The 23,216-nt window shown below is 71.8% G+C and carries 22 protein-coding genes and 1 pseudogene; 8 read left to right on the forward strand and 15 right to left on the reverse strand.

What is annotated here, in order from left to right; translation table 11 throughout:
- Positions 1-142 precede the first annotated feature (142 nt).
- Complete coding sequence (locus ABZZ79_RS30845; RefSeq protein ID WP_356694332.1) at positions 143-823, forward strand: hypothetical protein; 681 nt, start codon at positions 143-145, stop codon at positions 821-823.
- 61 nt (positions 824-884) lie between these two features.
- Here the strand turns inward: ABZZ79_RS30845 and ABZZ79_RS30850 are convergent, their stop codons facing one another.
- Positions 885-1,187, reverse strand: a complete 303-nt coding sequence (locus tag ABZZ79_RS30850; RefSeq protein WP_356694334.1) for a WXG100 family type VII secretion target — start codon at positions 1,185-1,187, stop codon at positions 885-887.
- A gap of 321 nt (positions 1,188-1,508) precedes the next feature.
- On the opposite strand from ABZZ79_RS30850, the gene ABZZ79_RS30855 reads away from it, so the two are divergent.
- On the forward strand, positions 1,509-6,068 hold the full coding sequence (locus ABZZ79_RS30855; protein ID WP_356694336.1) for an FtsK/SpoIIIE domain-containing protein: 4,560 nt from the start codon (positions 1,509-1,511) through the stop codon (positions 6,066-6,068).
- Positions 6,069-6,075: 7 nt separating this feature from the next.
- On the forward strand, positions 6,076-6,684 hold the full coding sequence (locus tag ABZZ79_RS30860; protein WP_356694338.1) for a hypothetical protein: 609 nt from the start codon (positions 6,076-6,078) through the stop codon (positions 6,682-6,684).
- Here ABZZ79_RS30860 and ABZZ79_RS30865 read toward each other — a convergent pair.
- The gene (locus ABZZ79_RS30865; RefSeq protein WP_356694543.1) at positions 6,677-8,485 is read right to left on the reverse strand and encodes a protein kinase; all 1,809 of its coding nucleotides are present in this window, start codon (positions 8,483-8,485) and stop codon (positions 6,677-6,679) included. The genes ABZZ79_RS30860 and ABZZ79_RS30865 overlap by 8 nt on opposite strands.
- Before the next feature lie 55 nt (positions 8,486-8,540).
- Positions 8,541-9,389 carry a menaquinone biosynthesis protein gene (locus tag ABZZ79_RS30870; RefSeq protein ID WP_356694340.1) on the reverse strand — a complete coding sequence of 283 codons (849 nt, stop codon included), beginning with the start codon at positions 9,387-9,389 and terminating at the stop codon, positions 8,541-8,543.
- 336 nt (positions 9,390-9,725) lie between these two features.
- On the opposite strand from ABZZ79_RS30870, the gene ABZZ79_RS30875 reads away from it, so the two are divergent.
- Positions 9,726-9,929 carry a cold-shock protein gene (locus ABZZ79_RS30875; RefSeq protein ID WP_003992177.1) on the forward strand — a complete coding sequence of 68 codons (204 nt, stop codon included), beginning with the start codon at positions 9,726-9,728 and terminating at the stop codon, positions 9,927-9,929.
- Positions 9,930-10,083: 154 nt separating this feature from the next.
- On the opposite strand, the gene ABZZ79_RS30880 is transcribed toward ABZZ79_RS30875, so the two are convergent.
- A complete protein-coding gene (locus ABZZ79_RS30880; RefSeq protein WP_356694343.1) occupies positions 10,084-10,665 on the reverse strand; it encodes an XRE family transcriptional regulator in 582 nt (193 codons plus the stop codon).
- A gap of 54 nt (positions 10,666-10,719) precedes the next feature.
- Between ABZZ79_RS30880 and ABZZ79_RS30885 the strand changes: the two genes are divergently transcribed.
- The 3 genes from ABZZ79_RS30885 to ABZZ79_RS30895 all read left to right on the forward strand — a co-directional run bounded on the left by ABZZ79_RS30885 (position 10,720) and on the right by ABZZ79_RS30895 (position 12,467).
- Complete coding sequence (locus ABZZ79_RS30885) at positions 10,720-11,424, forward strand: AzlC family ABC transporter permease (protein ID WP_356694345.1); 705 nt, start codon at positions 10,720-10,722, stop codon at positions 11,422-11,424.
- Positions 11,421-11,735 carry an AzlD domain-containing protein gene (locus tag ABZZ79_RS30890; protein WP_356694347.1) on the forward strand — a complete coding sequence of 105 codons (315 nt, stop codon included), beginning with the start codon at positions 11,421-11,423 and terminating at the stop codon, positions 11,733-11,735. Before ABZZ79_RS30885 ends, ABZZ79_RS30890 begins: the two co-directional genes overlap by 4 nt.
- Before the next feature lie 84 nt (positions 11,736-11,819).
- On the forward strand, positions 11,820-12,467 hold the full coding sequence (locus tag ABZZ79_RS30895; protein ID WP_356694349.1) for a class I SAM-dependent methyltransferase: 648 nt from the start codon (positions 11,820-11,822) through the stop codon (positions 12,465-12,467).
- A gap of 21 nt (positions 12,468-12,488) precedes the next feature.
- Here ABZZ79_RS30895 and ABZZ79_RS30900 read toward each other — a convergent pair whose 3' ends face one another.
- Both ABZZ79_RS30900 and ABZZ79_RS30905 read right to left on the reverse strand, forming a co-directional pair.
- The gene (locus tag ABZZ79_RS30900; protein ID WP_356694351.1) at positions 12,489-12,941 is read right to left on the reverse strand and encodes an FAD-binding protein; all 453 of its coding nucleotides are present in this window, start codon (positions 12,939-12,941) and stop codon (positions 12,489-12,491) included.
- Entirely contained in the window at positions 12,827-13,378 is a 552-nt protein-coding gene (locus tag ABZZ79_RS30905; RefSeq protein WP_356694353.1) for a DUF6817 domain-containing protein, read from the reverse strand. Before ABZZ79_RS30905 ends, ABZZ79_RS30900 begins: the two co-directional genes overlap by 115 nt.
- Before the next feature lie 195 nt (positions 13,379-13,573).
- On the opposite strand from ABZZ79_RS30905, the gene ABZZ79_RS30910 reads away from it, so the two are divergent.
- The gene (locus ABZZ79_RS30910) at positions 13,574-14,506 is read left to right on the forward strand and encodes a LysR family transcriptional regulator (protein ID WP_356694355.1); all 933 of its coding nucleotides are present in this window, start codon (positions 13,574-13,576) and stop codon (positions 14,504-14,506) included.
- Between the two features lie 346 nt (positions 14,507-14,852).
- Here ABZZ79_RS30910 and ABZZ79_RS30915 read toward each other — a convergent pair.
- The 9 genes and pseudogenes from ABZZ79_RS30915 to ABZZ79_RS30955 all read right to left on the reverse strand — a co-directional run.
- A pseudogene (locus ABZZ79_RS30915) lies at positions 14,853-15,293 on the reverse strand (long-chain fatty acid--CoA ligase); the annotation flags it as partial.
- Positions 15,294-15,693: 400 nt separating this feature from the next.
- Positions 15,694-16,335 carry a TetR/AcrR family transcriptional regulator gene (locus ABZZ79_RS30920; RefSeq protein ID WP_356694357.1) on the reverse strand — a complete coding sequence of 214 codons (642 nt, stop codon included), beginning with the start codon at positions 16,333-16,335 and terminating at the stop codon, positions 15,694-15,696.
- A gap of 14 nt (positions 16,336-16,349) precedes the next feature.
- Positions 16,350-16,649, reverse strand: coding sequence for a DUF4229 domain-containing protein (locus tag ABZZ79_RS30925; protein ID WP_356694359.1), 300 nt, complete (start codon positions 16,647-16,649; stop codon positions 16,350-16,352).
- Between the two features lie 78 nt (positions 16,650-16,727).
- Entirely contained in the window at positions 16,728-17,252 is a 525-nt protein-coding gene (locus ABZZ79_RS30930) for a GNAT family N-acetyltransferase (protein WP_356694361.1), read from the reverse strand.
- Between the two features lie 650 nt (positions 17,253-17,902).
- On the reverse strand, positions 17,903-19,066 hold the full coding sequence (mqnE, locus tag ABZZ79_RS30935) for an aminofutalosine synthase MqnE (RefSeq protein WP_356694363.1): 1,164 nt from the start codon (positions 19,064-19,066) through the stop codon (positions 17,903-17,905).
- Between the two features lie 82 nt (positions 19,067-19,148).
- The gene (locus ABZZ79_RS30940; RefSeq protein ID WP_356694365.1) at positions 19,149-19,604 is read right to left on the reverse strand and encodes an Lrp/AsnC family transcriptional regulator; all 456 of its coding nucleotides are present in this window, start codon (positions 19,602-19,604) and stop codon (positions 19,149-19,151) included.
- Between the two features lie 54 nt (positions 19,605-19,658).
- Complete coding sequence (locus tag ABZZ79_RS30945; RefSeq protein ID WP_356694367.1) at positions 19,659-20,330, reverse strand: UbiX family flavin prenyltransferase; 672 nt, start codon at positions 20,328-20,330, stop codon at positions 19,659-19,661.
- A gap of 523 nt (positions 20,331-20,853) precedes the next feature.
- Positions 20,854-21,756: a menaquinone biosynthesis prenyltransferase MqnP gene (mqnP, locus tag ABZZ79_RS30950; RefSeq protein WP_356694369.1), complete on the reverse strand. Its 903-nt coding sequence runs from the start codon at positions 21,754-21,756 to the stop codon at positions 20,854-20,856.
- Positions 21,753-23,210 carry a menaquinone biosynthesis decarboxylase gene (locus ABZZ79_RS30955; RefSeq protein ID WP_356694371.1) on the reverse strand — a complete coding sequence of 486 codons (1,458 nt, stop codon included), beginning with the start codon at positions 23,208-23,210 and terminating at the stop codon, positions 21,753-21,755. The genes mqnP and ABZZ79_RS30955 overlap by 4 nt, the downstream gene beginning before the upstream one ends.
- Positions 23,211-23,216: the final 6 nt, after the last annotated feature.

Genomic DNA, 23,216 nt, shown 5'->3' on the forward strand with positions numbered 1-23,216 from the left:
GAGACGGTTCTCTTGGTCGAAAACCCATCTACCAGGGGCTTCACCACGTTGTCAGCCCAACTGTCGGACTCCAGAACCAGGTTGGAAAAGGCTCACTGTCTCGACACCGATCCTGTTCCACGCCGACAAGGAGAGTCGTGACGTGACCCGTAGAGCCGAGCAGCGCGTGACGGCGGACCGCCTCGGCATCCGTCCCGAAGCCGGGGCCTGGTGCACGATCGGCAAGACGCCGCAGCCCCCCGCGGACGTGCTCCGGGCCGCAGGCAACCCTCGGCTCCGCCATGCCGGACCCGGCCCCCTGGGCGTCCTCGCCATGGTGCTGGCCGCACCGTTCCTGGCCGTTCTGATGCTCTTGAAGCTTCTGTCCGAAGCGGAAGAGGCCGTCAAGCGATCCCTTGGCACGAAGGACGAGAAGGAACGGCGGCGGGCCGAGCAGGAGGACGAGAGGCGCCGGGACGCCCTGCTCGCCCAACGAGGCCTCGACCAGGTCTTCGACGGTGACTGGCAGGGCGACGCAGGTCAGCTGCTGCTGCGTTGGTACAGCCGGTCCACGCACCCCGAACGGCTGGTCCTCGCGACACAGGAGGGGATCGTCCTGGCGGCTCCGCCACGACGCGTCACCGTCGGACGGGAGAAGCGCATGCAGGTCGTCGGCCGGATCCCCGCCGACGAAGCCGCCCTGGTCGACCCCCTGTCGGGCGAGTTCGAGACGACGTGCGTGCTCCTCAGCTTCCGCGACGGGTCCTGGCTCCGCGTCGACACGGAAGAGCCGCGCAGCGACCTCCACATGTACCTGATCCGGCAGCCCCGCCCCGGCAACTGACGGGCCCCGCCCGGTGCGTTCGGCGTGGGCCGACGCGACCGGGCGGGTACGGACCGGAGGCTTACTTGCTCCGAGCCGCCTTGGCCAGCTCCTCGTCGATCTGCTCGAACTTGTCGGCCGCCGTGGTGAGGTAGTCACCCATCCCGTCCAGGCCGTCCAGCGTGTCCTTCGTACCCCGCACGAACTCGTCGAAGTTCTCGTCGAAGGCCTTGGAGGAGCTCTTGGTGACGTAGCCGGACTGGACCAGGTTGTTGATGTACTTGCGCAGGCCCTCCAGCTTCTCCTGGAGCTTCTCCTTCTCCTTCACGACATGCTTGGCCGCGTCGCGCATGTCTGTGTATGTGATGTCAAGGTCCTTGGCCATGAAGCCGCTCCCTCTTCGCAACGCCGCAGGGCCAACCCCCGTGGCTCCCTGTTTGCGGACGTGTCGGTCTCGACGCCCTGCCCGAGGGCCGGGTGGGGACCGGTGTGATCGTCCGTCCTGAGGCAGCAGCTTACGGGTGGGGCTTGTGGTGTCACATCCCGACCGTGTGAACAAGACGCGCAGGCGCGTGTGTGAGATGTGTGCCCCACCGGGCGGACAGGCGTGGGGCGTTGCCATCGGGAAGGATGCCCCGTCCCCCACTGCTCCCCCGCCGCACGAAGCGGCTATCGTCACGAACGACTCGCACTGGGGAGGACAAGCGTGCGCCTGACTCTGACCGTCGTCGATCCGTTCGGCGGGGGCTCCGCCGACGTGGTGCTCGATGCCGATCCCGAGTCCACCGTCGGGGACATCGCCGAGGAACTGGCCAAGCAGGTCGGGGACATCGGCGCGCAGATCATCCCGATCGGGCAGCAGAGCAGGGTCGGCGGCAGCCCGCTCGTCTACGTCGACGGGTACGCCGTCGACCCCGGTGCCACCGTCGTCGGCTCGCCGCTGCGCGACGGCGCGGTCGTGAGCCTGCAGGATCCCGCCGGGTGTCTGCCCGGCGAGCCGACCGGACTGGTCGAACTGCGGGTGGTCGGCGGGCCGGCCGCCGGGTTCGTGCACCGGCTCGGGGTCGGGCGGTACGACATCGGCAGCGGGCCCGCGGCGTACATCCGCCTCGACGACCCCGAGGTCGACGCCCGCGCCCTCACCCTCTCCGTCGCCACCGACGGCACCTGCACCCTCTCCGTCCACGCGGACGAGGAGGGCGTGCGGGTCGACGGTTCGTCCGTCTCCGAGCGGGAGGACGACGACTCCTGGCCGCTCGACGCCCAGGTGTCCGTCGGCAACAGCCTGCTCCAGCTGGCCCGTTACTCCCCGCCCAACGCCGCCCTGAAGTGGTCCGACGACGGCGTCGGGCTCGACTACAACCGGCCGCCCCGGCTGCGCCCGGCCGATCGGCAGACCTCGTTCCGGCTGCCCAGCCCGCCCCGGGACTACGAGGCCCGGCCCCTGCCCTGGCTGATGGCGCTCACCCCGCTGGTCGGCGCGATCGTGTCGGTGCTGATCTTCCAGCGCTGGTACTACCTGATCATGGCGGGCCTCAGCCCGATCCTGCTGTTCGCCAACTACTTCAACGACAAGAAGCACGGCCGCAAGTCGCACGCCAAGCAGGTCAAGGAGTACAAGGAGCAGAAGGAGCGGATCGAGGCCGACGCCCAGGAGGCCCTGCGCACCGAGCGCGACGACCGGCGCAAGGCCGTGCCCGACCCGGCCGCCGTGCTGTCCATGGGCACCGGCCCGCGCACCCGGCTGTGGGAACGGCGACGTACCGACGCCGACCATCTGCTGCTTCGGGTCGGCACCGGAAAACTGCCCTCCGAGGTCGTCCTCGACGATCCCGAGCAGGACGACCACCGCCGCCATGTCACCTGGGACATCGAGGACGCGCCCGTCGCACTGGAGCTGCGCCGGCTCGGTGTCGTCGGCGTGGCCGGGCCCGGCGACTCGGCGCGTGCCCTCGGGCGGTGGGCGGTCGCGCAGACCGCCGCCCTGCACAGCCCCATGGACGTCCAGTTCTGCGTGCTGAGCGACAACTCCGCCCGTGACAGCTGGGACTGGCTGCGCTGGCTGCCGCACGCCCGGCCCGCCTCCGGCCTGGACGTGAACATCGTCATCGGCACCGACGCCGAGACTGTCGGCGCCCGTATCGGCGAACTGACCCAGATCCTCGACGCCCGCAAGAAGGCCGCCGAGCAGAACCGCGGGCAGAACGCCACCTTCTCCGACCCGGACATCGTCGTCGTATGGGACGGATCGCGGCGGCTGCGGTCGCTGCCCGGTGTCGTGCGGCTGCTGCGCGAGGGGCCGTCGGTGTCGATGTTCGCGATCTGCCTGGACTCCGAGGAGCGCTTCCTGCCCGGCGAGTGCCAGGCGTACGTCGTCGCCGAGCCGCGGCACCAGGAGGAGCAGCCCGCCGCGGACACCCCTCACCCCGTCTCCGGCGGCTTCCCCTCCTTCCAGGCCTGGCACACCGCCGGTCCGCGGGAGCCCGAACGCGCCGACGACCGCCCGCTCCAGCTGCGGCTGCGCGTGGAGGAGGCCGGTGCCCGGCGGATCGAGGACGTACGGCCCGACTTCGTCTCGCCCGCCTGGTGTCTGCGGCTGGCCCGCTCCCTGGCGCCCCTGCGGGACATCAGCGGCGAGACCGAGGACTCGGCGCTGCCCGGCTCCTCCCGGCTGCTCGACGTGCTCCAGCTCGAACCGCCGACCAGCGACGCGATCGTGGCCCGGTGGCGAATGGGCGGGCAGTCGACCATGGCCGTCATCGGCGAGTCGTACGACGGACCCTTCGGCATCGACATCCGCAAGGACGGCCCGCACGGTCTGATCGCCGGTACGACCGGTTCCGGCAAGTCCGAGCTGCTCCAGACCATCGTGGCGGCCCTGGCCGTGGCGAACACGCCCGAGAACATGACCTTCGTGCTCGTCGACTACAAGGGCGGCGCGGCGTTCAAGGACTGTGTGCATCTGCCGCACACCGTCGGCATGGTGACCGACCTCGACGCCCATCTCGTGGAACGGGCCCTGGAGTCGCTCGGCGCGGAGCTGCACCGGCGCGAGCACATCCTCGCCGCCGCCGACGCCAAGGACATCGAGGACTACCAGGACCTGGTGCGCCGCGACCCCTCGCACAAGCCGGTACCCCGACTGCTCATCGTCATCGACGAGTTCGCCTCGATGGTCCGCGATCTGCCCGACTTCGTCACGGGCCTGGTCAACATCGCCCAGCGCGGCCGGTCCCTCGGCATCCATCTGCTGCTCGCCACCCAGCGGCCCTCCGGTGTCGTCTCCCCCGAGATCCGCGCCAACACCAACCTGCGGATCGCGCTGCGCGTGACCGACGGAGGCGAGTCCTCCGACGTCATCGACTCGCCCGAGGCCGGCCACATCTCCAAGAACACGCCCGGCCGCGCCTACGCCCGGCTCGGCCACGCCTCCCTCGTGCCCTTCCAGTCCGGACGCGTCGGCGGCCGCAGGCCCGGTGCCGCCGACCCGGCCGCGCTCGCGCCCTGGGTGGGCGCGCTGTCCTGGGAGGACCTCGGCCGGGCGGCGCTCGCCAAGCCGAAGTCCGAGGCGCGCGAGGACGACGAGATCACCGACCTGAAGGTGCTGGTCGACACCGTCCGCGACGCCAACCGCTCCCTCGGCATCCCCGCCCAGCACAGCCCCTGGCTGCCCGCGCTGGACGAGACGCTGCTGCTCGACGACATCCGGGTGCCGGCCGTGGCGTCCCGGCCCGGCACCCTGCCGCCCGCGCCGTACGGCATCGAGGACCTGCCCGCCCAGCAGGCCCGCCGCCCGGTCGTGGTCGACTTCTCCGGCTTCGGCCATCTGATGATCGGCGGCGCCCCGCGCAGCGGCCGCTCCCAGGTGCTGCGCACGATCGCCGGCTCGCTGGCCCGCACCCACTCCGTCGCCGACGTCCACATGTACGGCATCGACTGCGGCAACGGCGCCCTCAACGCGCTCACCCGGCTGCCGCACTGCGGCGCGGTGGTCAGCCGCAACCAGACCGAGCGGGTGATCCGGCTGGTCAACCGGCTGAAGGGCGAACTCTCCCGCCGTCAGGACCTGTTGGCGGACAAGGGCTTCGCGGACATCGGCGAGCAGCGGGCCGCCGTCGCCGAGGACGAGCGGCTGCCGCACATCGTGGTGCTGCTGGACCGCTGGGAGGGCTGGGTGCCCACGCTCGGCGAGGTGGACCACGGCTCCCTCACCGACGAACTCCAGACGATCATGCGGGAGGGCGCCAGCGTCGGCGTCCATCTGGTCCTGACCGGCGACCGCACGCTGCTGGTCGGTCGGATCGCGACCCTCACCGAGGACAAGTACGGCCTGCGGCTCGCCGACCGCGCCGACTTCTCCTCGCTCGGCATCCCGGCCCGCAAGGTCCCCGAGGAGATCCCGCCGGGCCGCGGCTTCCGCAACGAGTCCGGTACGGAGACGCAGTTCGCGCTGCTCGCCGAGGACACCACCGGCCAGGGCCAGGCCGCGGCGCTCACCGCGATCGGCGAGGCGGCCGCGGCGCGGGACGCCGAAGTGCCGCGCTCGCGGCGCCCGTTCCGCGTCGACAGCCTGCCCAGCCGGATCTCCTTCCCCGACGCCTGGGAGATGCGCGGCCCGGAGGCCTCGCGCGCCCGGCTGTGGGCGCTGGCCGGCATCGGCGGCGACGAGATCGAGGGCCTCGGCCCCGACCTGTCCGAGGGCGTCCCGGCGTTCGTCGTCGCGGGCCCCGCCAAGTCGGGCCGCTCCACGGTCCTGATGAACTTCGCGCAGTCGTTCCTCTCGCAGGGCGTACGACTCGTGATCGCGGCCCCTCGCCAGTCGCCGCTGCGGCAACTGGACGGCACGGAAGGCGTCCTGAAGGTCTTCACCGGGGACGACATCGACGAGGACGAGTTCGAGGAACTGCTGGACGAGGCGGAGCCGTCGACGGACGAGCCGGTCGCCGTCCTGATCGACGACGCCGAGATCCTGGAGGACGCCGACGCCGCGAGCCAGCTGAAGAAGATCGTCTCCCGGGGTGCCGAACGCGGCCTCGCCCTCGTCATCGCCGGTGACGAGGAGGACGTCTGCAGCGGCTTCTCCGGCTGGCAGGTCGACGCCAAGAAGGCCCGGCGCGGCATCCTCCTCTCCCCCCAGGAGTCCTCCAGCGGCGATCTCATCGGCCTGCGCCTGTCCCGCAGCCTGGTCGGCGGCCAGATCGCCCCGGGCAAGGGCATGCTGCACCTCGGCGACGGGGAGCTGCGCACGGTCGTGGTGCCGGGGTAGGGCAGCCATGGCGAAGGGTTCGGCACGGCCGAAGCGCGGACGGGCGGCACCTGCGAGCCTGCGCTACGACAACCGGCGGGGGCGGCCGCCCGCGCCGAGGGACCGGGACGGGAACGGGGTCCTCGGATGCCTCGGTATCTTCCTCGCCGTGCTGGCGCTCATCGTGCCGGTGGCCCTGGGCACCCTGGCCTGGGGCGAGACGGTCTGGGGCGAGACGGCGTCCGCCTGGCCCGGCGGCGGCTACGGCCTGGCCGCCACGGTCGGCGCCGCGGTCCCCTTCGCCCTGGCGGCGTTCATCGCCCCGCTCACCCGGATGAACTGGCGTGCGGGCAGGGCCCGTTCGCTCGCCTGGGCGGCCGCGGCCCTGCCGGGGCTGCTCGCCTGCCAGGCACTCGCCGCGGTGATCTTCGGCGTCATGCGGCCCAAGCGTCGACGCGACTGGGACGGCGCCTGCTACAGGGAGGGCCATCCCTGCTGGGTGCATGTGCACTATCCGTGGGTCTGGCTGGTCGGCCTCCTCGTCACGCTCGCCGTGGCCGCGCTGCTGATCGCCGTACTCGTACGCCGTGCTCCGCGCGCCGGGCGGCCCGCGGCCGGGGCGGAAGCCGCTAGTTGACCCGGGACATGCGGGCCTCGGGGTTCCCCGACTCGGCGCTGTCCGACTCGTAGGTGAGGTCGTCGCCGGTGGGGACGAGGCGGACGGTGGTCCGGGCCGGGTTGCAGCCCGCGTGGTTGTCCTTCGCGCCGACGGAAGTGGCCACGAGCCGTTTGTCCGTGACCTGCTTCAGGGTCAGTACGTCGGTGCAGACGCCGCCCGCGATGTCCGTCTGGGTCAGCCGGCCGAGCTCCTCGCCCACGGCGGCCTCGCGGACGGTGATCCGGAAGGTGCCGATGGGCAGGGTGCCGTTCAGGGCGGTGCCCTGGCCCTCCCAGGTGCCGAGGTAGCGCTCGGGCACACCGCCCGGGACGGCGGTGGGTTCGGACGCGGGCAGGGACTCCGACGCGCTCGGGGCCGGGGAGTAGGCGTCCTGGGGGCCGCCGCCCGCGGTGTCCCGGCGGTCGTCCGGCATGAGGTCGAACAGGAACACCGACCCGACCGTCACCGCCGCCAGCGCGCCCGCCACCGCGAGGACGAGGGAGCAGCTCAGCCGCCGCCCGCGGCCGCCCGCGCCCGGTGTCGCGTCGGCGGCCACGGTGACGGAGAACCGGCCGGGGCTCTCGGCGGCCTTCGCCCCGGCCCCGGGCTGCCGCCCGGCCGCGCCGTGCCCGTCGGCCACCGGCTGCCCGGGGGGCATCACGGGCGGCGGGCCGAACGCCCCGGCGGCGGCCCCCTGGGAAGGCGTCCCGGTGCCGGAACCGGGCGAGGGCGCCCCGAACCCAGTGCCGGAACCGGGCGAAGACGCCCCGAATCCGTTGCCGGCCGCGCCACCCGGCGACGTCACCCCCGGCCGCGCATCCCCCGGCGCGCCCTGCGAAGGCACCCCGAAGCCCACCGGCCCGGACGGGGACGCGTGCGGCTCTCCCGCGTCCAGGTTCAGCAGTTGCACGGCACTGCGGCTGACCCGCTCCACCAGGGCCCCCGGCAGCCAGCCGCCGGAGACCAGGCGGGCCGCGCCCTCGGGGGCGAGGCGGCGGGCCAGTTCGCCGGGGGCCGGCCGCGTGCCCGGCTCCTTGGCCAGGCACGCGGCGACCAGCTCGCGCAACTCGCCCTCCAAGCCGCCCAGTTCCGGCTCCTCGTGGACGACCTTGTAGAGCAGGGCGGCGGAGGAGTCGCCGGGGAAGGGCGGTTCGCCGGTCGCGGCGTAGGCGAGGACCGCGCCCAGGGAGAAGACGTCCGCGGCGCCGGTGACGCCCTTGCCGAGGATCTGCTCGGGCGCCATGTAGCCGGGCGAGCCGACGGAGACTCCGGTCGACGTCAGGGACGCCGTGCCCTCGGTGGCACGGGCGATGCCGAAGTCGATGAGGAGGGGCCCGTCGAGCGTGAGCAGCACGTTGGAGGGCTTCACGTCCCGGTGGACCAGGCCCAGGCCGTGCACCACGACCAGCGCCTCCGCCAGCCCCGCTCCCAGCGCCCGCACGGAGGGCGTGGGCAGCGGGCCGCCGCCGGTGACCGCCGCCGTCAGGGACGGCCCGGCGGCGTACGCGGTGGCCACCCACGGCACCGGGGCCTCGGGGTCGGCGTCCAGGACCGGAGCGGTCCAGGCGCCGCCGACCCGCCGGGCCGCCGCCACCTCGCGGCGGAAGCGGGCGCGGAACTCCTCGTCGAGCGCGAAGTGCGGATGCACCACCTTCACGGCGACCGTACGGCCGCCCGCGCTTCGTCCCAGATAGACCCGGCCCATGCCCCCGGAACCCAGCCGGCCGAGCAGCCGGTAGGGCCCCACGGCCGTGGGCTCGTCCGTGCCGAGCGGCTGGATGGCGTCCACTCGTCCTCCCCCGTACGCCTGACTGCTCAGCAGCGTAGTGCCGCGCTCACGGCTGGAGGAGGTCCACCTTCACGTCTGCGGGGAAGCCGGTCGTCGGGCCGACGCGCCGGGCGAACTCGGTGACCGCCGCGAGCTGGTGCTCGCCGAAGCGGAAGTCGAGGGTGGTGAAGTACCGCTCCAGCACCCGTTCGTCGAAGGCCTCCCAGCGGGCGGCCTGTTCGGCGACCTTGGAGACCTCTTCGAGGGAGAGGTTGCGGGAGGCGAGGAAGGCCTCGTGGACCTGGCGGGTGATGACGGGCTCGCGCTCCAGGTAGTCGCGGCGCGCCGCCCATACGGCGAAGACGAAGGGCAGGCCCGTCCACTCCTTCCACAGCGCGCCGAGGTCGTGGACCGTCAGGCCGTAGCGGGGTCCGTCGAGGAGGTTGGCGCGCAGTGCTGCGTCGCCGATCAGGACGGCCGCGTCGGCCTCCTGCATCATCAGGCTGAGGTCGGGCGGGCAGGTGTAGTAGTCGGGCGTGACGCCGTAGCGCTCGGCCAGCAGGAGCTGGGCGAGGCGGACCGAGGTGCGCGAGGTGGAGCCGAGGGCGACGCGGGCGCCGTCCAGGCGCTCCAGCGGCACCTGGGAGACGATCACGCAGGACATGACCGGGCCGTCGCAGCCGACCGCGATGTCGGGGAAGGCGACCAGGTCGTCGGCGTTGCGGAGGAACTCGACGAGGGTGATCGGACCGATGTCGAGGTCGCCGCGGACCAGGCGCTCGCTGAGCTTCTCGGGGGTGTCCTTCGTCAGCTCGAAGTCGAGGAGCGTGCCGGTTCTCGCGAGCCCCCAGTACAGGGGCAGGCAGTTCAGGAACTGGATGTGGCCGACACGCGGCCGGGTGCGAGAATTGTCCACATCGTGAGGCTAGACCCTGTCGGCGCCGGACCCGTGTCCGACCCCCGCGGGCCGCGTCGGCGCAACCTCCGCGCCACCTTCCGGACCACCCCGGCGTCAGCTCCGTGACAAACTCGTCAAACGTCCGGGTGACGTGATCTTGCCCTCTATTGCTTTCGGCGGCCCGCGTGCTAGGCTCGCCGCAAGTTGCAGTTTGGTTTCCCTTGCAGTACAGAGCCTGCGGAGCATGTGACCGCGGGCTCTCGTCGTTTTCAGACATATGCAGTTGTGCAGAATTTAGTCTTCACGGTTGCTGGTTCTGGAGCAGGGCAACCCTTTTGAGCCCAAGGAGGGCTTATGGCTACCGGAACCGTGAAGTGGTTCAACGCCGAAAAGGGCTTTGGCTTCATCGCCCAGGAAGGCGGCGGCCCCGACGTCTTCGTCCACTACTCCGCGATCAACGCGAGCGGCTTCCGCTCGCTCGAGGAGAACCAGCAGGTGTCCTTCGACGTCACGCAGGGCCCGAAGGGCCCGCAGGCGGAGAACGTCACCCCGGTCTGATCGTCCGGAACCTCCCGATCCGGCTGACCGGATCGGTTCGATCCGACTTCTGATCGAAACCGAGTGCAGCACCCAAGGAGCCCCGCCGCCGTTCACGGTGGCGGGGCTCCTGCCTTTGCGATCACCAAGCCTCGGTGAATTCTCCGCGAATACCTCATAGGTGCTGCATGACCAGCACGAAGCGGCTGCCGGGTTCCAGCGCCTCGTAAGCGTGCGGCACATCCCCCCGATAGGACATGTAGTCCCCCGGGCCCAGTTCCACGCTCTCTCCGTGCGGGCCTGCTTTGACTTTCCCCGTACTGACGACGAGGTGCTCCACCGTTCCCGGAATGTGCGGTTCCGAATCCCGCACCGTGCCGGGCTCCAGCAGGATGTCGTAGATGTCCCGGCGTACTCCGGGCGGGCTCGCCGACAGCAGGGTCGCGACATAGTCGGCCTGCTCGGAGCGGACCGCGGGGCCCTCCCCCGAGCGAATTACCCGGACGGCCGGAACCGGCGGCTCCACCAGCGCGCTGAACGGCACGCCGAGTGCCACCGCCAGCGCCCAGATGGTCTCCATGCTCGGATTGCCGCTCGCCGCCTCCAGTTGGGACAGCGTCGACTTGGCGATCCCCGCGCGCTTGGCCAGTTCCGAAAGGGAGAGCCCGACGCGGGCGCGTTCGCGCCGCAGCGCGGCGGCGATCCAGTCGAGGGGGAGGCGGGGCGGTACGGAACCCGTCATGATCGTTCGCTCCATCGGTACGCTCGTTCGCCTTGACGAACACTGGGGATGCTGTTCATTGTAGAAAACATGCGTTCGGCACAGCGAACACCACGCACCGGTTCCGTCGACCCCGACCTCCTGCGGGACGTCGCTCTCGTCTGCCTCGCGGGCGGGATCGTCGGCGTCTCCTTCGGCGCGATCGCCGTCGCGGGCGGCCTGCCGGTGTGTGTGCCGGTGGTGATGTCACTGGTGGTCTACGCGGGCTCCGCCCAGTTCAGCGCGGTCGGCGTACTGCTCGCCGGAGGCGGCCCCGTCGCCGCCGCGGCCACCGGACTGCTCCTCAACACCCGCACGGCCGCCTTCAGTCTCGCCGTCGCCCCGGTCATCGGCCGCGGCCGCCTCGCCCGGCTGGCCGGCGCGCACCTGGTCACCGACGAGACGGTCGCCTTCGCCCTCGCCCAGCAGGACCCGGCCCGCCGCCGCGCCGCCTTCTGGGTCAGCGGCATCGCCCTGTTCGCCGTCTGGAACACCGGCGTCGCCGCCGGGGCCCTGGCCGGAAGCGCCCTCGGCGACACCGCCCGCTACGGCCTCGACGCGGCCTTCCCCGCCGTCCTCGTCGCCCTGGTCCTGCCGACCCTGCGCAAGGACACCGGGCTGCGCCGCGCCGCGCTCGCGGGCGCCGCCCTGGCGCTCGCTGCGACACCGTTCGTCCCGGCCGGGGTCCCGGTGCTGCTGGCCCTGGCCGGCCTGGCGCTCCACGGCCGCCCGCGCACGAAGGGCCGTACGGCATGAACGCCACGTTCGGCATGATCCTCGCCCTGTCCCTGGGCACCTACGCGTTCCGCCTGGTGGGTCCCGCCCTGCACGGCCGGGTGGAGATCCCGGCCCGCGTGCGCGAACTGCTGGCCGCCGGTGCCGTGGTGCTGCTGGCCGCGCTGCTCGCCACGGGTGCCCTCACCCAGGCCGCCGACTTCGCGGGCTGGGCCCGGCCCGCCGGGGTCCTGGTCGCCGGGGTACTGGCCTGGCTCCGTGCCCCCTTCGTGCTGGTGGTGCTGGGCGCGGCGGCGGCCACGGCCCTGCTGCGAGCGGCCGGGGTGGCTTAAGGGGACGGCACGGGCCCGCGCGGGGAAGTCGGGGGCGAGGGAAAGGCGGCCGGCTGTCGGTGGGGGCCGTTAGGGTCCCCGGCCATGACCGACTCCGACTTCCTCACCGCCACCCGGATCTTCTACGACGCCGTCGCCGAGGACTACGCCGACCGCTTCCGCGCCGAACTCGCCGCCAAGCCCCTGGACCGCGCCCTGCTCACCGCCTACGCCGAGCTGGTGTCCGGCCCGGGGCCGGTGGCCGATCTCGGGTGCGGTCCCGGCCGGGTGACCGCGCACCTCGCCGGGCTGGGGCTGGACGTCTACGGACTGGACCTGTCGGCGTCCATGCTGGCGGTGGCCCGCCGGGAGAACCCCGCCCTGCGGTTCGAGCAGGGCTCGATGCTGGACCTGGACGTGCCCGAGGGGCATCTCGCCGGGATCGTGTGCTGGTACTCCTCCATCCACACCCCTGTGGACCGCCTGCCCGCCCTGTTCGCCGGTTTCCACCGTGCCCTGGCCCCCGGCGCACCGCTGCTGCTCGCCTTCCAGGCCGGTGATGTCCCGCGCCGCCTGCAGCACCCGTTCGGGCACCCGGTGACGCTGGACTTCCTGCGCAGACGCCCCGAGGCCATGGCGGCACTGCTGGAGGAGGCCGGCTTCGCCCTGCGTTCGCGGACGCTGCGCGAGCCGGACGAGACGGTCGGGGAGTCCGCCCCTCAGGCCTTCCTGATCGCCGTCAGGGCGGACTGACCCGAGCCGCGGGCACCTTCGCTACAGCCCCCCCCCGGCGATGTCCCGCGCCGCGATGTGGCCGAAGGTCATCGCCGGGCCGATCGTCGAGCCGGCTCCGGCGTACGAGCGCCCCATGACGGCCGCGCTCGCGTTCCCGGCCGCGTACAGCCCCGGGATCACCGAGCCGTCGGCACGCAGTACGCGGGCACGGGCGTCCGTCACCAGCCCGCCCTTCGTGCCCAGATCCCCCGGCACGATCCGGAAGGCGTGGTAGGAGTCAATGGCGACTCGGGTGCGGCCCCGGAAACCGGTTCGGATGCGCGGGCGCGGTGGGGCGGCCGCCCGGGCGGGGCCGGGTCGGGCGGGGAGCCGGGGGGTCAGAGTCGTCCGGTCGTGCTGCGGTCGTCGAGTACGGCGACACAGTCGTCCCACGCCGCCGGGCTCAGCAGCGGCCTCAACCGGCCGAACAGGTCGAGCAGTTCGGCCCCCCACAGCGCGCGGAAGGCCTCGTCGCGGCCGGCGAGGTCGAGCTCGTTGGCGGCGGTCAGCTCGGCGAAGTCGCGGCGGAGGCGCGGGGTGGGGGCGACCGGGCGGCCGGTGAAGCGGTCGTGGAAGGGCGCGCCGGGTTCGGCGAGGGCCGCGTAGGTGGCGCCCCGGTCGCAGCTGCCGTACGCGTAGACGATCTCCTCCGCCTCCGCGCCGATCAGGGCGGCGAGTTCGGCACGCCGGTCGAGCGGGAGGAGGGTGGTGGGGAAGCCGTCGGTGCCGTAACAGGCGTGACAGAGCCCGGCGAGCTGGAGTGCGGGGCGGGCGTCCCAGGAGGCGAGGCGCCGGCGGACCCGGTCGAGATGGGCGAGGAGGGTGCCGCCGGGGTGCGCGATGGCTTCGGCGCCCGACCGGCGGAGGAATTCCAGGACTTGGCTCGGCATGAGGTGCGTCCCTTCGTGTGGGGCCCCGGCTGGGTCGGCACCCGCCCCCGCGTCCTCGCACTGGTCCGGACCTCGGCGGGACGGGGAGCGGGTTGCCGCCCTGGGCCCGTGGAGATCGTCGCGCAGCGGGCGGAGCCCAGTCAATCCTAAGGTTTTCTCTCCAACTCCAAGGAAATGCTTGGGTATTGTCGCGGTATGACCCTCGACGACCTACGCGTGTTCGTGGCGGTGTGCCGGGCCGGCAGTCTGAGTGCGGTGGCCCGGGAGCTGGGCTGCACTCAGTCGGCGGTGAGCCAGCATGTGAAGCGGCTGGAGCGGGAGACGGGTGTGAGCCTGCTGGAGCGGCTGCCGCGCGGGGTGGCGCCGACCGGGGCGGGCCGGGTGCTGGAGGCGGCCGCGGCGGAGGGCATCGCCGGGCTGGATCAGGCGGTGCGGCGGCTGCGGGACCTGGCGGACGGGGAGAGCGGCTCGGTGCGGGTGGCTACGGGCGCGACGACCGTGCGGCACTTCATGGCGGACGCGATCGTCGCCTTCCGTCGGCTGCATCCGAAGGTCAACCTGGATTTCCGTACGGAGAGTTCGAGCCGCGCGTGTTACACGGCGCTGGCCGACAGCGCGCTGGATCTGGCGTGGATCACGCTCGGGGCGCCCGTGCGCGGGATCGAGCAGCGGCCGGTGGCGGAGCTGCCCTGGGTGCTGGCCGTGCGGCCCGAGGACCCGCTGGCCGGGCGGGAGCGGCTGACCCTGCGGGATCTCGCCGCGCTGCCCGAGCCCCGGCTGATCCGGCTGCCGCCGAACTCGGCCTCGGCGGCTCATCTCGACGCGGCCTGCGCCGAGGCGGGTGTCCGGTTCGCCTTCGACACCGGGGTCGCCGACTGGGACACCGCGTTGCTGCTGGCCGAACTGGGGCTCGGGCGGGCCCTGGTACCGGCCCGGCCCGGGCTGCCCTTCTCGGGCGAGAGCGGCGGTGGCCTGTGCCTGTTGCCGCTGCCCGAGATCGACGCTCTGCGGGTGGGGTGGGCGGTGCGGCGGTGGGACGCGCTGACGCCTGCCGCTCGGGCGTTCGCCGACACGGTTGCTGTGGCGCGGGCCGCCGATCGCCGGTCGCCGTGGCTCCGGCCTCTGTGACGCGGGCTGCGGCGGCGTCGTGGCTTGTCGCGCAGTTCCCCGCGCCCCTGAGGGCGGTGCCGTTGCGGCTCGTCGCTCAGCCCCTGAGGACGGTGCCGTTGCGGCTCGTCGCTCAGCCCCTGAGGACGGTGCCGTTGCGGCTCGTCGCTCAGCCCCTGAGGGCGGTGCCGTTGCGGCTCGTTGCGCAGTTCCCCGCGCCCCTCAAGGCGATGCCGGGCGCCGTGGGTCCGGCCGTCGTGACGCGGCCTGCGGCGGTGTCGTGGCTTGTCGCGCAGTTCCCCGCGCCCCTGGGGGCGGTGCCGTTGCGGCTTGTTTTGTCGTTATCTCACCTCACTGACACACCCCCTCACTCCCGCGCCCGGCCCTCGTACAACCCCTCCACCGCGTCCGCGAAGTCCCGCAGGATCGTCTGGCGGCGCGGTTTCATGGACGGGGTCAGATGGCCGTCGATCTCGTTGAAGTCGACGGGCAGGACGGCGAAGCGGCGGATGGACTCGGGGCGGGAGACGAACCGGTTGGCGTCGTCCACGGCGCGCTGCAGGACCTCGCGCAACTCCTCGTCGTCCACCAGGAGTTCGGCGGGGACGGGATGCTTGCCCCGCATTCGCCGCCAGTGGCCCACCCCGTCCATGTCGAGGGTGATGAGCGCGGCGACGTAGGGGCGGCCCTCGCCGACCAGGAGGCACTGGGAGATCAGCGGATGGGAGCGCAGCCAGTTCTCCAGCGGCGCCGGGGCCACGTTCTTGCCGCCCGCGGTGATGATGATCTCCTTCTTGCGGCCGGTGATGACGAGGGGCTGTGCAGCCGTGACCCCTTGCGGCTCCTTGGTTTACCTACGGTAACCTTACTTCGGAGTAAGAAGATAGAGCCGTGCTGTGAATCGCCGCGTCGCCGAACGCGCTGGGAGCCGCCCCATGCCCGAGGTCACCCTCACCGGCCCGCCCGCCCTCGCCCCGCTGCTCGCCCGCGGCGCGACGCGCTCCGCGTCCAAGCGGCGGCGCGCTGCCTCGCCGCGTACGGCGTGCCGCAGCGGGCGCTGGTGGAGGTGGAGTTCCGCACGCCCGTACTGCTGCCGGGTGTCGTGGAGTACGGGGCGCGGGACGGGCGGTTCGAGCTGCGCGGCGGGGGGGCGGGTGCATCTGACCGGGCGGCTGCGGGGGTGGTGAACTTCGCCGCCGGGTCGCGTCCTAGGGGCGGGCCGACCAGCCCTGGTCCGTCATCAGGTGTGCCAGGCCCGACCACGCGAAGTTCATCAGCGTCGACGCCGTCTGCCGGGCCGTCACGCCCTGGGTCGCGTTCGCCCAGGTCGCCAGGGACTCGGCGGACCCCACCAGGGCCTCCGCCAGGCCGGCCACCTCGCGTTCGGCGAGATCCGGGTCCTGATGGGCCTCCCGCGCCGCGACCGCGATCAACCGGGTGACGAAGGTGACCATCTCCGCGCGCATCGCGGCCACCTCGACGGCGAAGCGCTCGCCGTGGGTGCGGGCCTGGAGGTGCAGGACGGACCAGGCGTCGGGGTTGCGCGAGGTGTGCGTGAAGAAGGCCAGCAGGCCGTCCCAGAGGCGCTGGTCGACGGGCCGGCCCGGGTCGACGGCCTCCCGGACCGCCCGGATGAGCGCGGCGGCCTCACGGCGTATGACGGCGGTGAAGAGGTCGTCCTTGGAGTTCAGATAGAGGTACACCAACGGCTTGGAGACACCGGCGAGTTCCGCGATGTCGTCCATCGACGCGGCCGTGTACCCCCGCTGACCGAAGATCCGTACCGCGGCGTCCAGCATCTGCTGCTCACGGACTGCGCGCGGCATCCGCTTGGTCTTCACAGCTCCCATGGGAGCAAGGGTAGTTACGAAGTCTGCCGGGTACGGGCCGCCTCGTCGACCGCGGCGTCCTCCTGGCCGGCTTCGGCCTCGAACCTGGCCTTCATCCGCTCCACCTTCGGCACGATCGCCATCGACGCCCGGTCCCGCTCCTTGCGGAGCACGACGAAGCTGATGGGCGCCGAGATCACCAGGGCGAGCAGCACGACCCACATGCCATTGGAGCCGCCGAGGCCCCGCGGGACGATGCCGGAGTAGACGAGGCCCCAGACGACCACGAGGCAGCCCGCGAAGATTCCGAGGCGCATCAGTGTGTAGCGGAGCATCGCAATTCCACTCTTCCGGTTCCTTACAGGACGACAGTCCAGTGAACCACGCCGGATCGCCGATCTTGGAGGGGGGCCTCAGGCCAGGGGCAGCAGCATGATCACGTCGTCCCGGTCGTCGCCGGGGGCCACGCGGATGGCGTCGGGGACGCGGCCGACCTCCTTGTAGCCGCAGGAGGCGTAGAAGCGTTCCAGGCCCAGGCCGCCGCGGCAGGTCAGGCGGATGGCCTCGATGCCGTCCAGGGTGCGGACGGACCTCTCGGCGGCGGCCAGCAGGTCGCGGCCGTAGCCGCGGCCCTGGTGACGGGGGTGCACCATGACGGTGTACAGCCACACCCAGTGCTTCATCAGGGGGTGGCTGTTGTGCGTGACGAAGGCGGTGGCGGCGACCGTGCCGTCCTCGTCGTGGCCGACCAGCAGGCGGCTGGTGCCGTCGGCCATCGCGGTGAAGTGCTTGAGCAGCGACGGGCGGATGTCCTCGCGGGTCACGGGCGGCACGAAGCCGACGGCTCCGCCGGTGTTCGAGACGTCGGTCCAGAGGGTGAGGAGGCCGTCGCGGAGGGTGGGGGTGATGGCGGGGTCGAGGGTGAAGGTAAGGGCCACGGAGGAAGCGTAGCTATTACGGGGAGTTCTGTACCGCGGCTTTCAGATGCTGGACGGGTCGCGCGCGCCGTGAGGCACCTCGGGTTCATGCCCTCCGGGGGTGCGGGGAGTTGCGCGAGCGACCACGACGTGGCCAGGGACCGAGTCTCACAGTCACCGTCCCCGAGCGGACTCGGCACCATGCCCCTCGCGGGGGGCGGAGGCCTTTGTCCGGTGCGGGCCCGTGGGGCTTGTCGCGCAGTTCCCCGCGCCCCTTGTCGGGGGGTGGCGGAGGGCCTGTCCGGTGCGGGGCCGTTCGTGGTCTGTTGCGCAGTTCCTCGCGCCCCTTGCCCGGTGGTGGCTGAGGGCTTGTCCGGTGCGGGGGCGTGCGTGGCTTGTCGCGCAGTTCCCCGCGCCCCTTGTCGGGGGGTGGCGGAGAGCTTGTCCGGTGCGGGGCCGTGCGTGGCCTGTTGCGCAGTTCCCCGCGCCCCTTGCCGGGGGGGGTGCGGGGGGATTGTTCCGTGTGGGGTCGTGCGTGGCTTGGCGCGCAGTTCCTCGCGCCCCCTGTCGGGGGCGGTGCGGTGCCGTGGGGGATTGGCGCGGAGTTTCCCGTGGCCCTGGGAGAGGGGCGGTTGGGTATCCCGCTGATCCTCGGAAGGGGGTGGTTGTGGTCAGAGGCGCATGGGCTGGGGGGATTCTCGGCGGGTGGGGTCGGGGGACTCGTGTTCGCGGATGATCTCGTAGCGCGTGTTGCGTTCCACCGGGCGGAAGCCGGCGTCGCGGATCAGGTCCAGGAGGTCGTCGCGGGTCAGCTTGTTGGGCGTGCCGTAGTTGTCCGCGTCGTGGGTGATCTTGTACTCCACGACCGAGCCGTCCATGTCGTCCGCGCCGTGCTGGAGGGCGAGCTGCGCGGTCTGGACGCCGTGCATGACCCAGAAGACCTTGACGTGCTGGACGTTGTCGAACAGCAGACGTGAGACCGCGAAGGTCTTCAGGGCCTCGGCCGGGGTCGCCATGGTGGTGCGGGCCTGGAGGGTGTTGCGGACCTTGCCGTCCTGCACGTCGACGAAGTCGTGCTGGTAGCGCAGCGGGATGAAGACCTGGAAGCCGCCGGTCTCGTCCTGGAGCTCACGCAGCCGCAGCACGTGGTCGACGCGGTGGCGGGGCTCCTCGATGTGGCCGTACAGCATGGTGCACGGGGTCTTCAGACCCTTCTCGTGCGCCAGGCGGTGGATGCGGGACCAGTCCTCCCAGTGGGTGCGGTGGTCCACGATGTGCTGCCGGACCTCCCAGTCGAAGATCTCGGCGCCACCGCCGGTCAGCGACTCCAGGCCCGCGTCGATCAGCTCGTCGAGGATCTCCGAGGCCGACAGCCCGCTGATCGTCTCGAAGTGGTGGATCTCCGTCGCCGTGAACGCCTTCAGCGAGACGTTCGGCAGCGCCGCCTTCAGCTCCCGCAGCGAGCGCGGGTAGTAGCGCCACGGCAGGTTCGGGTGCAGGCCGTTGACGATGTGCAGCTCGGTGAGGTTCTCGCTCTCCATCGCCTTGGCGAGCTTGACGGCCTCCTCGATGCGCATCGTGTACGCGTCCTTCTCGCCCGGCTTGCGCTGGAAGGAGCAGTACGCACAGGAGGCCGTGCACACGTTGGTCATGTTGAGGTGGCGGTTGACGTTGAAGTGGACGACGTCGCCGTTCTTCCGCGTCCGCACCTCGTGCGCCAGGCCGCCGAGCCAGGCCAGGTCGTCCGACTCGTACAGCGCGATGCCGTCCTCGCGAGTCAGCCGCTCACCGGAGCGGACCTTCTCCTCCAGCTCGCGCTTGAGCCCGACGTCCATGCGTTTGCCCTTTCTACGACAGCCCGCCCCACGTTACTCCCCCGCCCCACCGGCGCAGGGACCCCTACCAGGCCCTCAGGTCCTAGACCTCGTCGGGGAGTTCGCCGACGCGGTTCTCCCACTTCGTGGAGAGCACGATGGTGGTCCGGGTCCGCGACACGCCCTTGGTCCCGCTGAGCCGCCGGATGATCCTCTCCAGGCCGTCCACGTCGCTCGCCCGCACCTTGAGCATGAACGAGTCGTCACCGGCGATGAACCAGCAGTCCTCGATCTCGGTGAAGTCCTTCAGCCGGCGCGCCACGTCCTCGTGGTCGGCGGCGTCGGACAAGGAGATGCCGATGAGGGCGGTGACACCGAGGCCGAGGGAGGCGGAGTCGACCGTGGCCCGGTAGCCCGTGATCACCCCGGCCGCCTCCAGCCGGTTGATGCGGTCGGTGACGCTGGGGCCCGACAGGCCGACGAGGCGTCCCAGCTCCGCGTAGGAGGCCCGGCCGTTCTCTCTCAGGGCCTGGATGAGCTGCCTGTCCACCGCGTCCATGCGATCGAAGCCTTCCGAGATAAAAAGTGATGGGGTCTTGGTACGAGTAACCGGTCAGGAGGGGCGGGCCCCGCCGAGGCCGCCCTCCCACCGGCGGTAGAGGCCGTGCGGGACACCCGCCGCGTCCAGCACGCGTCCGGCCACGAAGTCCACCAGGTCCTGGATGTGCGTGGCCCCCGCGTAGAAGGCGGGTGAGGCGGGTACGACGGCGGCGCCGGCGTCGTCGAGTGCGACGAGATGGCGCAGGGTCTGGCCGTTCAACGGGGTCTCCCGTACGGCCACGACCAGGGCGCGGCGCTCCTTGAGGGTGACGCTCGCCGCGCGCTGCAACAGGTCCTTGGACAGGCCGAGCGCGACACCCGCGACACAGGCCGTGGAGGCGGGCACGATCAGCATGCCCTTCGTGGAGTACGAGCCCGAGGACGGCCCGGCCGCGAGGTCACCGGCGTTCCAGTACCTCACCCCGGACAGGTCGACATCGAAGCTGTCCGGCTTTCCGTCGGCCCCTCTGCCCAGCCATTCCCGCAGGTCGTCCCTCCAATGGGCGTCCCGGAAGGAGATCCCGGTCTCGTCCAGCAACGTGAGCCGCGAGGCCCGGCTGACCACGAGATCGACGCTCTCCCCGGCGTCCAGCAGTGCCCGCAGTACAGCCGCCGCGTAGGGCGTCCCGGACGCACCGGACACCCCCACGATCCAAGGCTTGCGCTGCGTTTCTCCTGCGTTCACATCTTGAGCGTACCGGTGAGACGGGCGTCGCTCAGGCCGGGGCGGGTGCCTTGGGGTCCACGGGCGGTCGCCCCGTCCGCCTCGGGCCGCGGATTCGGCGCGCCCGATCGCGCAGTTCCCCGCGCCCCTCAGAACGTGCGGGTCCGTGGTGGCTGGTCGCGCAGTTCCCCGCGCCCCTTGAGCCTGCCGGCCCGTCGTAAGCGTTCGCGCAGTTCCCCGCGCCCCTCAGAACGTGCGGGTCCGCCGTGGCCGGTCGCGCAGTTCCCCGCGCCCCTCAGAACGTGCCGGTCCGCCGTGGCTGGTCGCGCAGTTCCCCGCGCCCCTTGACCCCTGCCGGTCCCCCGTCGGTGTTCGCGCAGTTCCCCGCGCCTCTCGGGGCCCGACGGTCTCTCGTGGGTCGGGGTGTGGTGTCACGCGCTCGCAGGACCCGGCGGGGTGGCGTTTGGGGGCGCGGGGAACTGCGCGAACGGCCACGGGCGGCCTGTAGTCGGAGACGTTGCTCAGTCGGCGGAGCGCACTCGCGTCAGAGAGTCAGCCCTCGGACCAGCAGATCCAGCAGCGCGCACACGAACAGGGCGATGCCGATGAAGCCGTTGACCGAGAAGAACGCGCGGTTCAGGCGGGACAGGTCGTGCGGGCGGACGATGTTGTGCTCGTAGACGAAGGCGCCCGCCACGATCAGCAGGCCCAGCCAGAAGAACGCGCCGGCGTCCGTGGCCAGGGCGTACCAGGCGAGCAGGACCGTCGTGACGACATGGCACACCCGCGCGCCCCGGATCGCCGCCGGGATGCCGAAGCGCGCCGGGACCGACATGACGCCGGTCTCGCGGTCGGTCTCGACGTCCTGGCAGGCGTAGATGAGGTCGAAGCCGCCGATCCAGACGCCGACCGCCAGGCCCAGCAGGACCGCGTCCCAGGACCACTCCCCGGTGATCGCCAGCCAGCCGCCCACCGGGCCCATCGCCTGGGCGATGCCGAGGATGGCCTGCGGGAAGTTCGTGAACCGTTTGCCGTACGGGTAGACCACCATCGGGATCACCGCGACCGGGGCCAGCGCCAGGCACAGCGGGTTCAGCAGGGCCGCCGCGCCCAGGAAGACCGCCAGGGCGATCAGGGCGCCCGTCCAGGCGTGCCTCACCGACATCGCGCCGGTCACCAGCTCACGGTGCGCCGTACGGGGGTTGCGCGCGTCGATCTCCCGGTCGATGATCCGGTTCACCGCCATGGCGAAGGTCCGCAGTCCGACCATGCAGACGGTGACGAGCAGCAGCTTCGCCCAGTGGATGTTCTTGTCCCACTCGTACATCGCCGTGAGCGAGGCGATGTACGCGAAGGGCAGCGCGAAGACCGAGTGTTCGATCATGACGAGGCGCAGGAAGGCGCGTGCCCTGCCGGGCTGGGGCATCGCGGCGGCGGAGGCGCTCACAGCCCGTATTCCTTCCAACGCCGCGTCACCCGTTCGGCCGTGTCCGGGTCGGACTCGACCATGTCCGGCCACCCCCCGTCCCGCGTGTACCCCTCCTCGGGCCACTTCTTCGTCGCGTCGATGCCCGCCTTGCCGCCCCAGAACTGCTGGTAGGAGGCGTGGTCGAGATGGTCGACGGGGCCTTCCACGACGGTGAGGTCGCGGGCGTAGTCCGTGTTGCCCAGCGCCCGCCAGGCGACCTCGTGCAGGTCGTGGACGTCGCAGTCGGAGTCCACGACCACGATCAGCTTGGTCAGGGACATCATGTGGGCGCCCCAGATCGCGTGCATGACCTTCTGCGCGTGTTTGGGGTACTTCTTGTCGATCGAGATGATCGCGCAGTTGTGGAAGCCGCCCGCCTCGGGCAGGTGGTAGTCCACGATGTCCGGAACGATGATCTTCAGCAGGGGGAGGAAGAAGCGCTCGGTGGCGCGGCCCAGGGGGCCGTCCTCCGTCGGCGGCCGGCCGACCACGATCGACTGGAGCAGCGGGCGCCTGCGCATCGTCACACAGTCGATGGTCAGCGCCGGGAACGGCTCCTGCGGCGTGTAGAAGCCGGTGTGGTCGCCGAACGGCCCCTCCGGGAGCGTCTCCCCCGGCTCCAGCCAGCCCTCCAGGACCACCTCCGCCTGGGCGGGCACCTGGAGCGGAACCGTCTTGCAGTCGACCATCTCGATCCGCTTGCCGGAGACGAACCCGGCGAAGAGGTACTCGTCGATGTCGCCGGGCAGCGGGGCCGTGGAGGCGTACGTCACGGCGGGCGGACAGCCGAAGGCGATGGCGACCGGGAGGCGCTCTCCGCGGCGGGCGGCGACCTGGTAGTGGTTGCGGCTGTCCTTGTGGATCTGCCAGTGCATACCGATCGTGCGCTTGTCGTGCCGCTGGAGCCGGTACAGCCCGAGGTTGCGGATGCCCGTCTCCGGGTCCTTGGTGTGGGTCAGACCCAGGTTGAAGAAGGAGCCGCCGTCCTGCGGCCAGGTGAACAGCGCCGGCAGCCGGTCCAGGTCGACCTCGTCGCCGCGCAGGACGACCTCCTGCACCGGGGCGTTGTCGGGCTTGACCTTCTTCGGCGGCACATGGGCCATCGCGCCGAGCTTGCCGAACGCCTCGCGCACGCCGACGAACCCGTGCGGCAGCTCCGGCTTCAGCAGCCCGCCGATCTTCCCGCTGATCTCGTCGTACGACTTCAGGCCCAGGGCCTTCAGCAGGCGGCGGTCGGTGCCGAACACGTTCATCGCGAGGGGCATCGAGGAGCCCTTCACGTTCTCGAAGAGCAGCGCCGGACCACCCGCCTTGTTGACCCGGTCGACGATCTCCCCGACCTCCAGATACGGGTCGACCTCCACCTTGATGCGCTTCAGGTCCCCGTCGCGCTCCAGTGCCCTGAGCAGGGAGCGAAGATCGTCGTAAGCCATGCGGCC

The organism is Streptomyces sp. NPDC006458, from assembly GCF_040612135.1.
Lineage (GTDB): Bacteria > Actinomycetota > Actinomycetes > Streptomycetales > Streptomycetaceae > Streptomyces.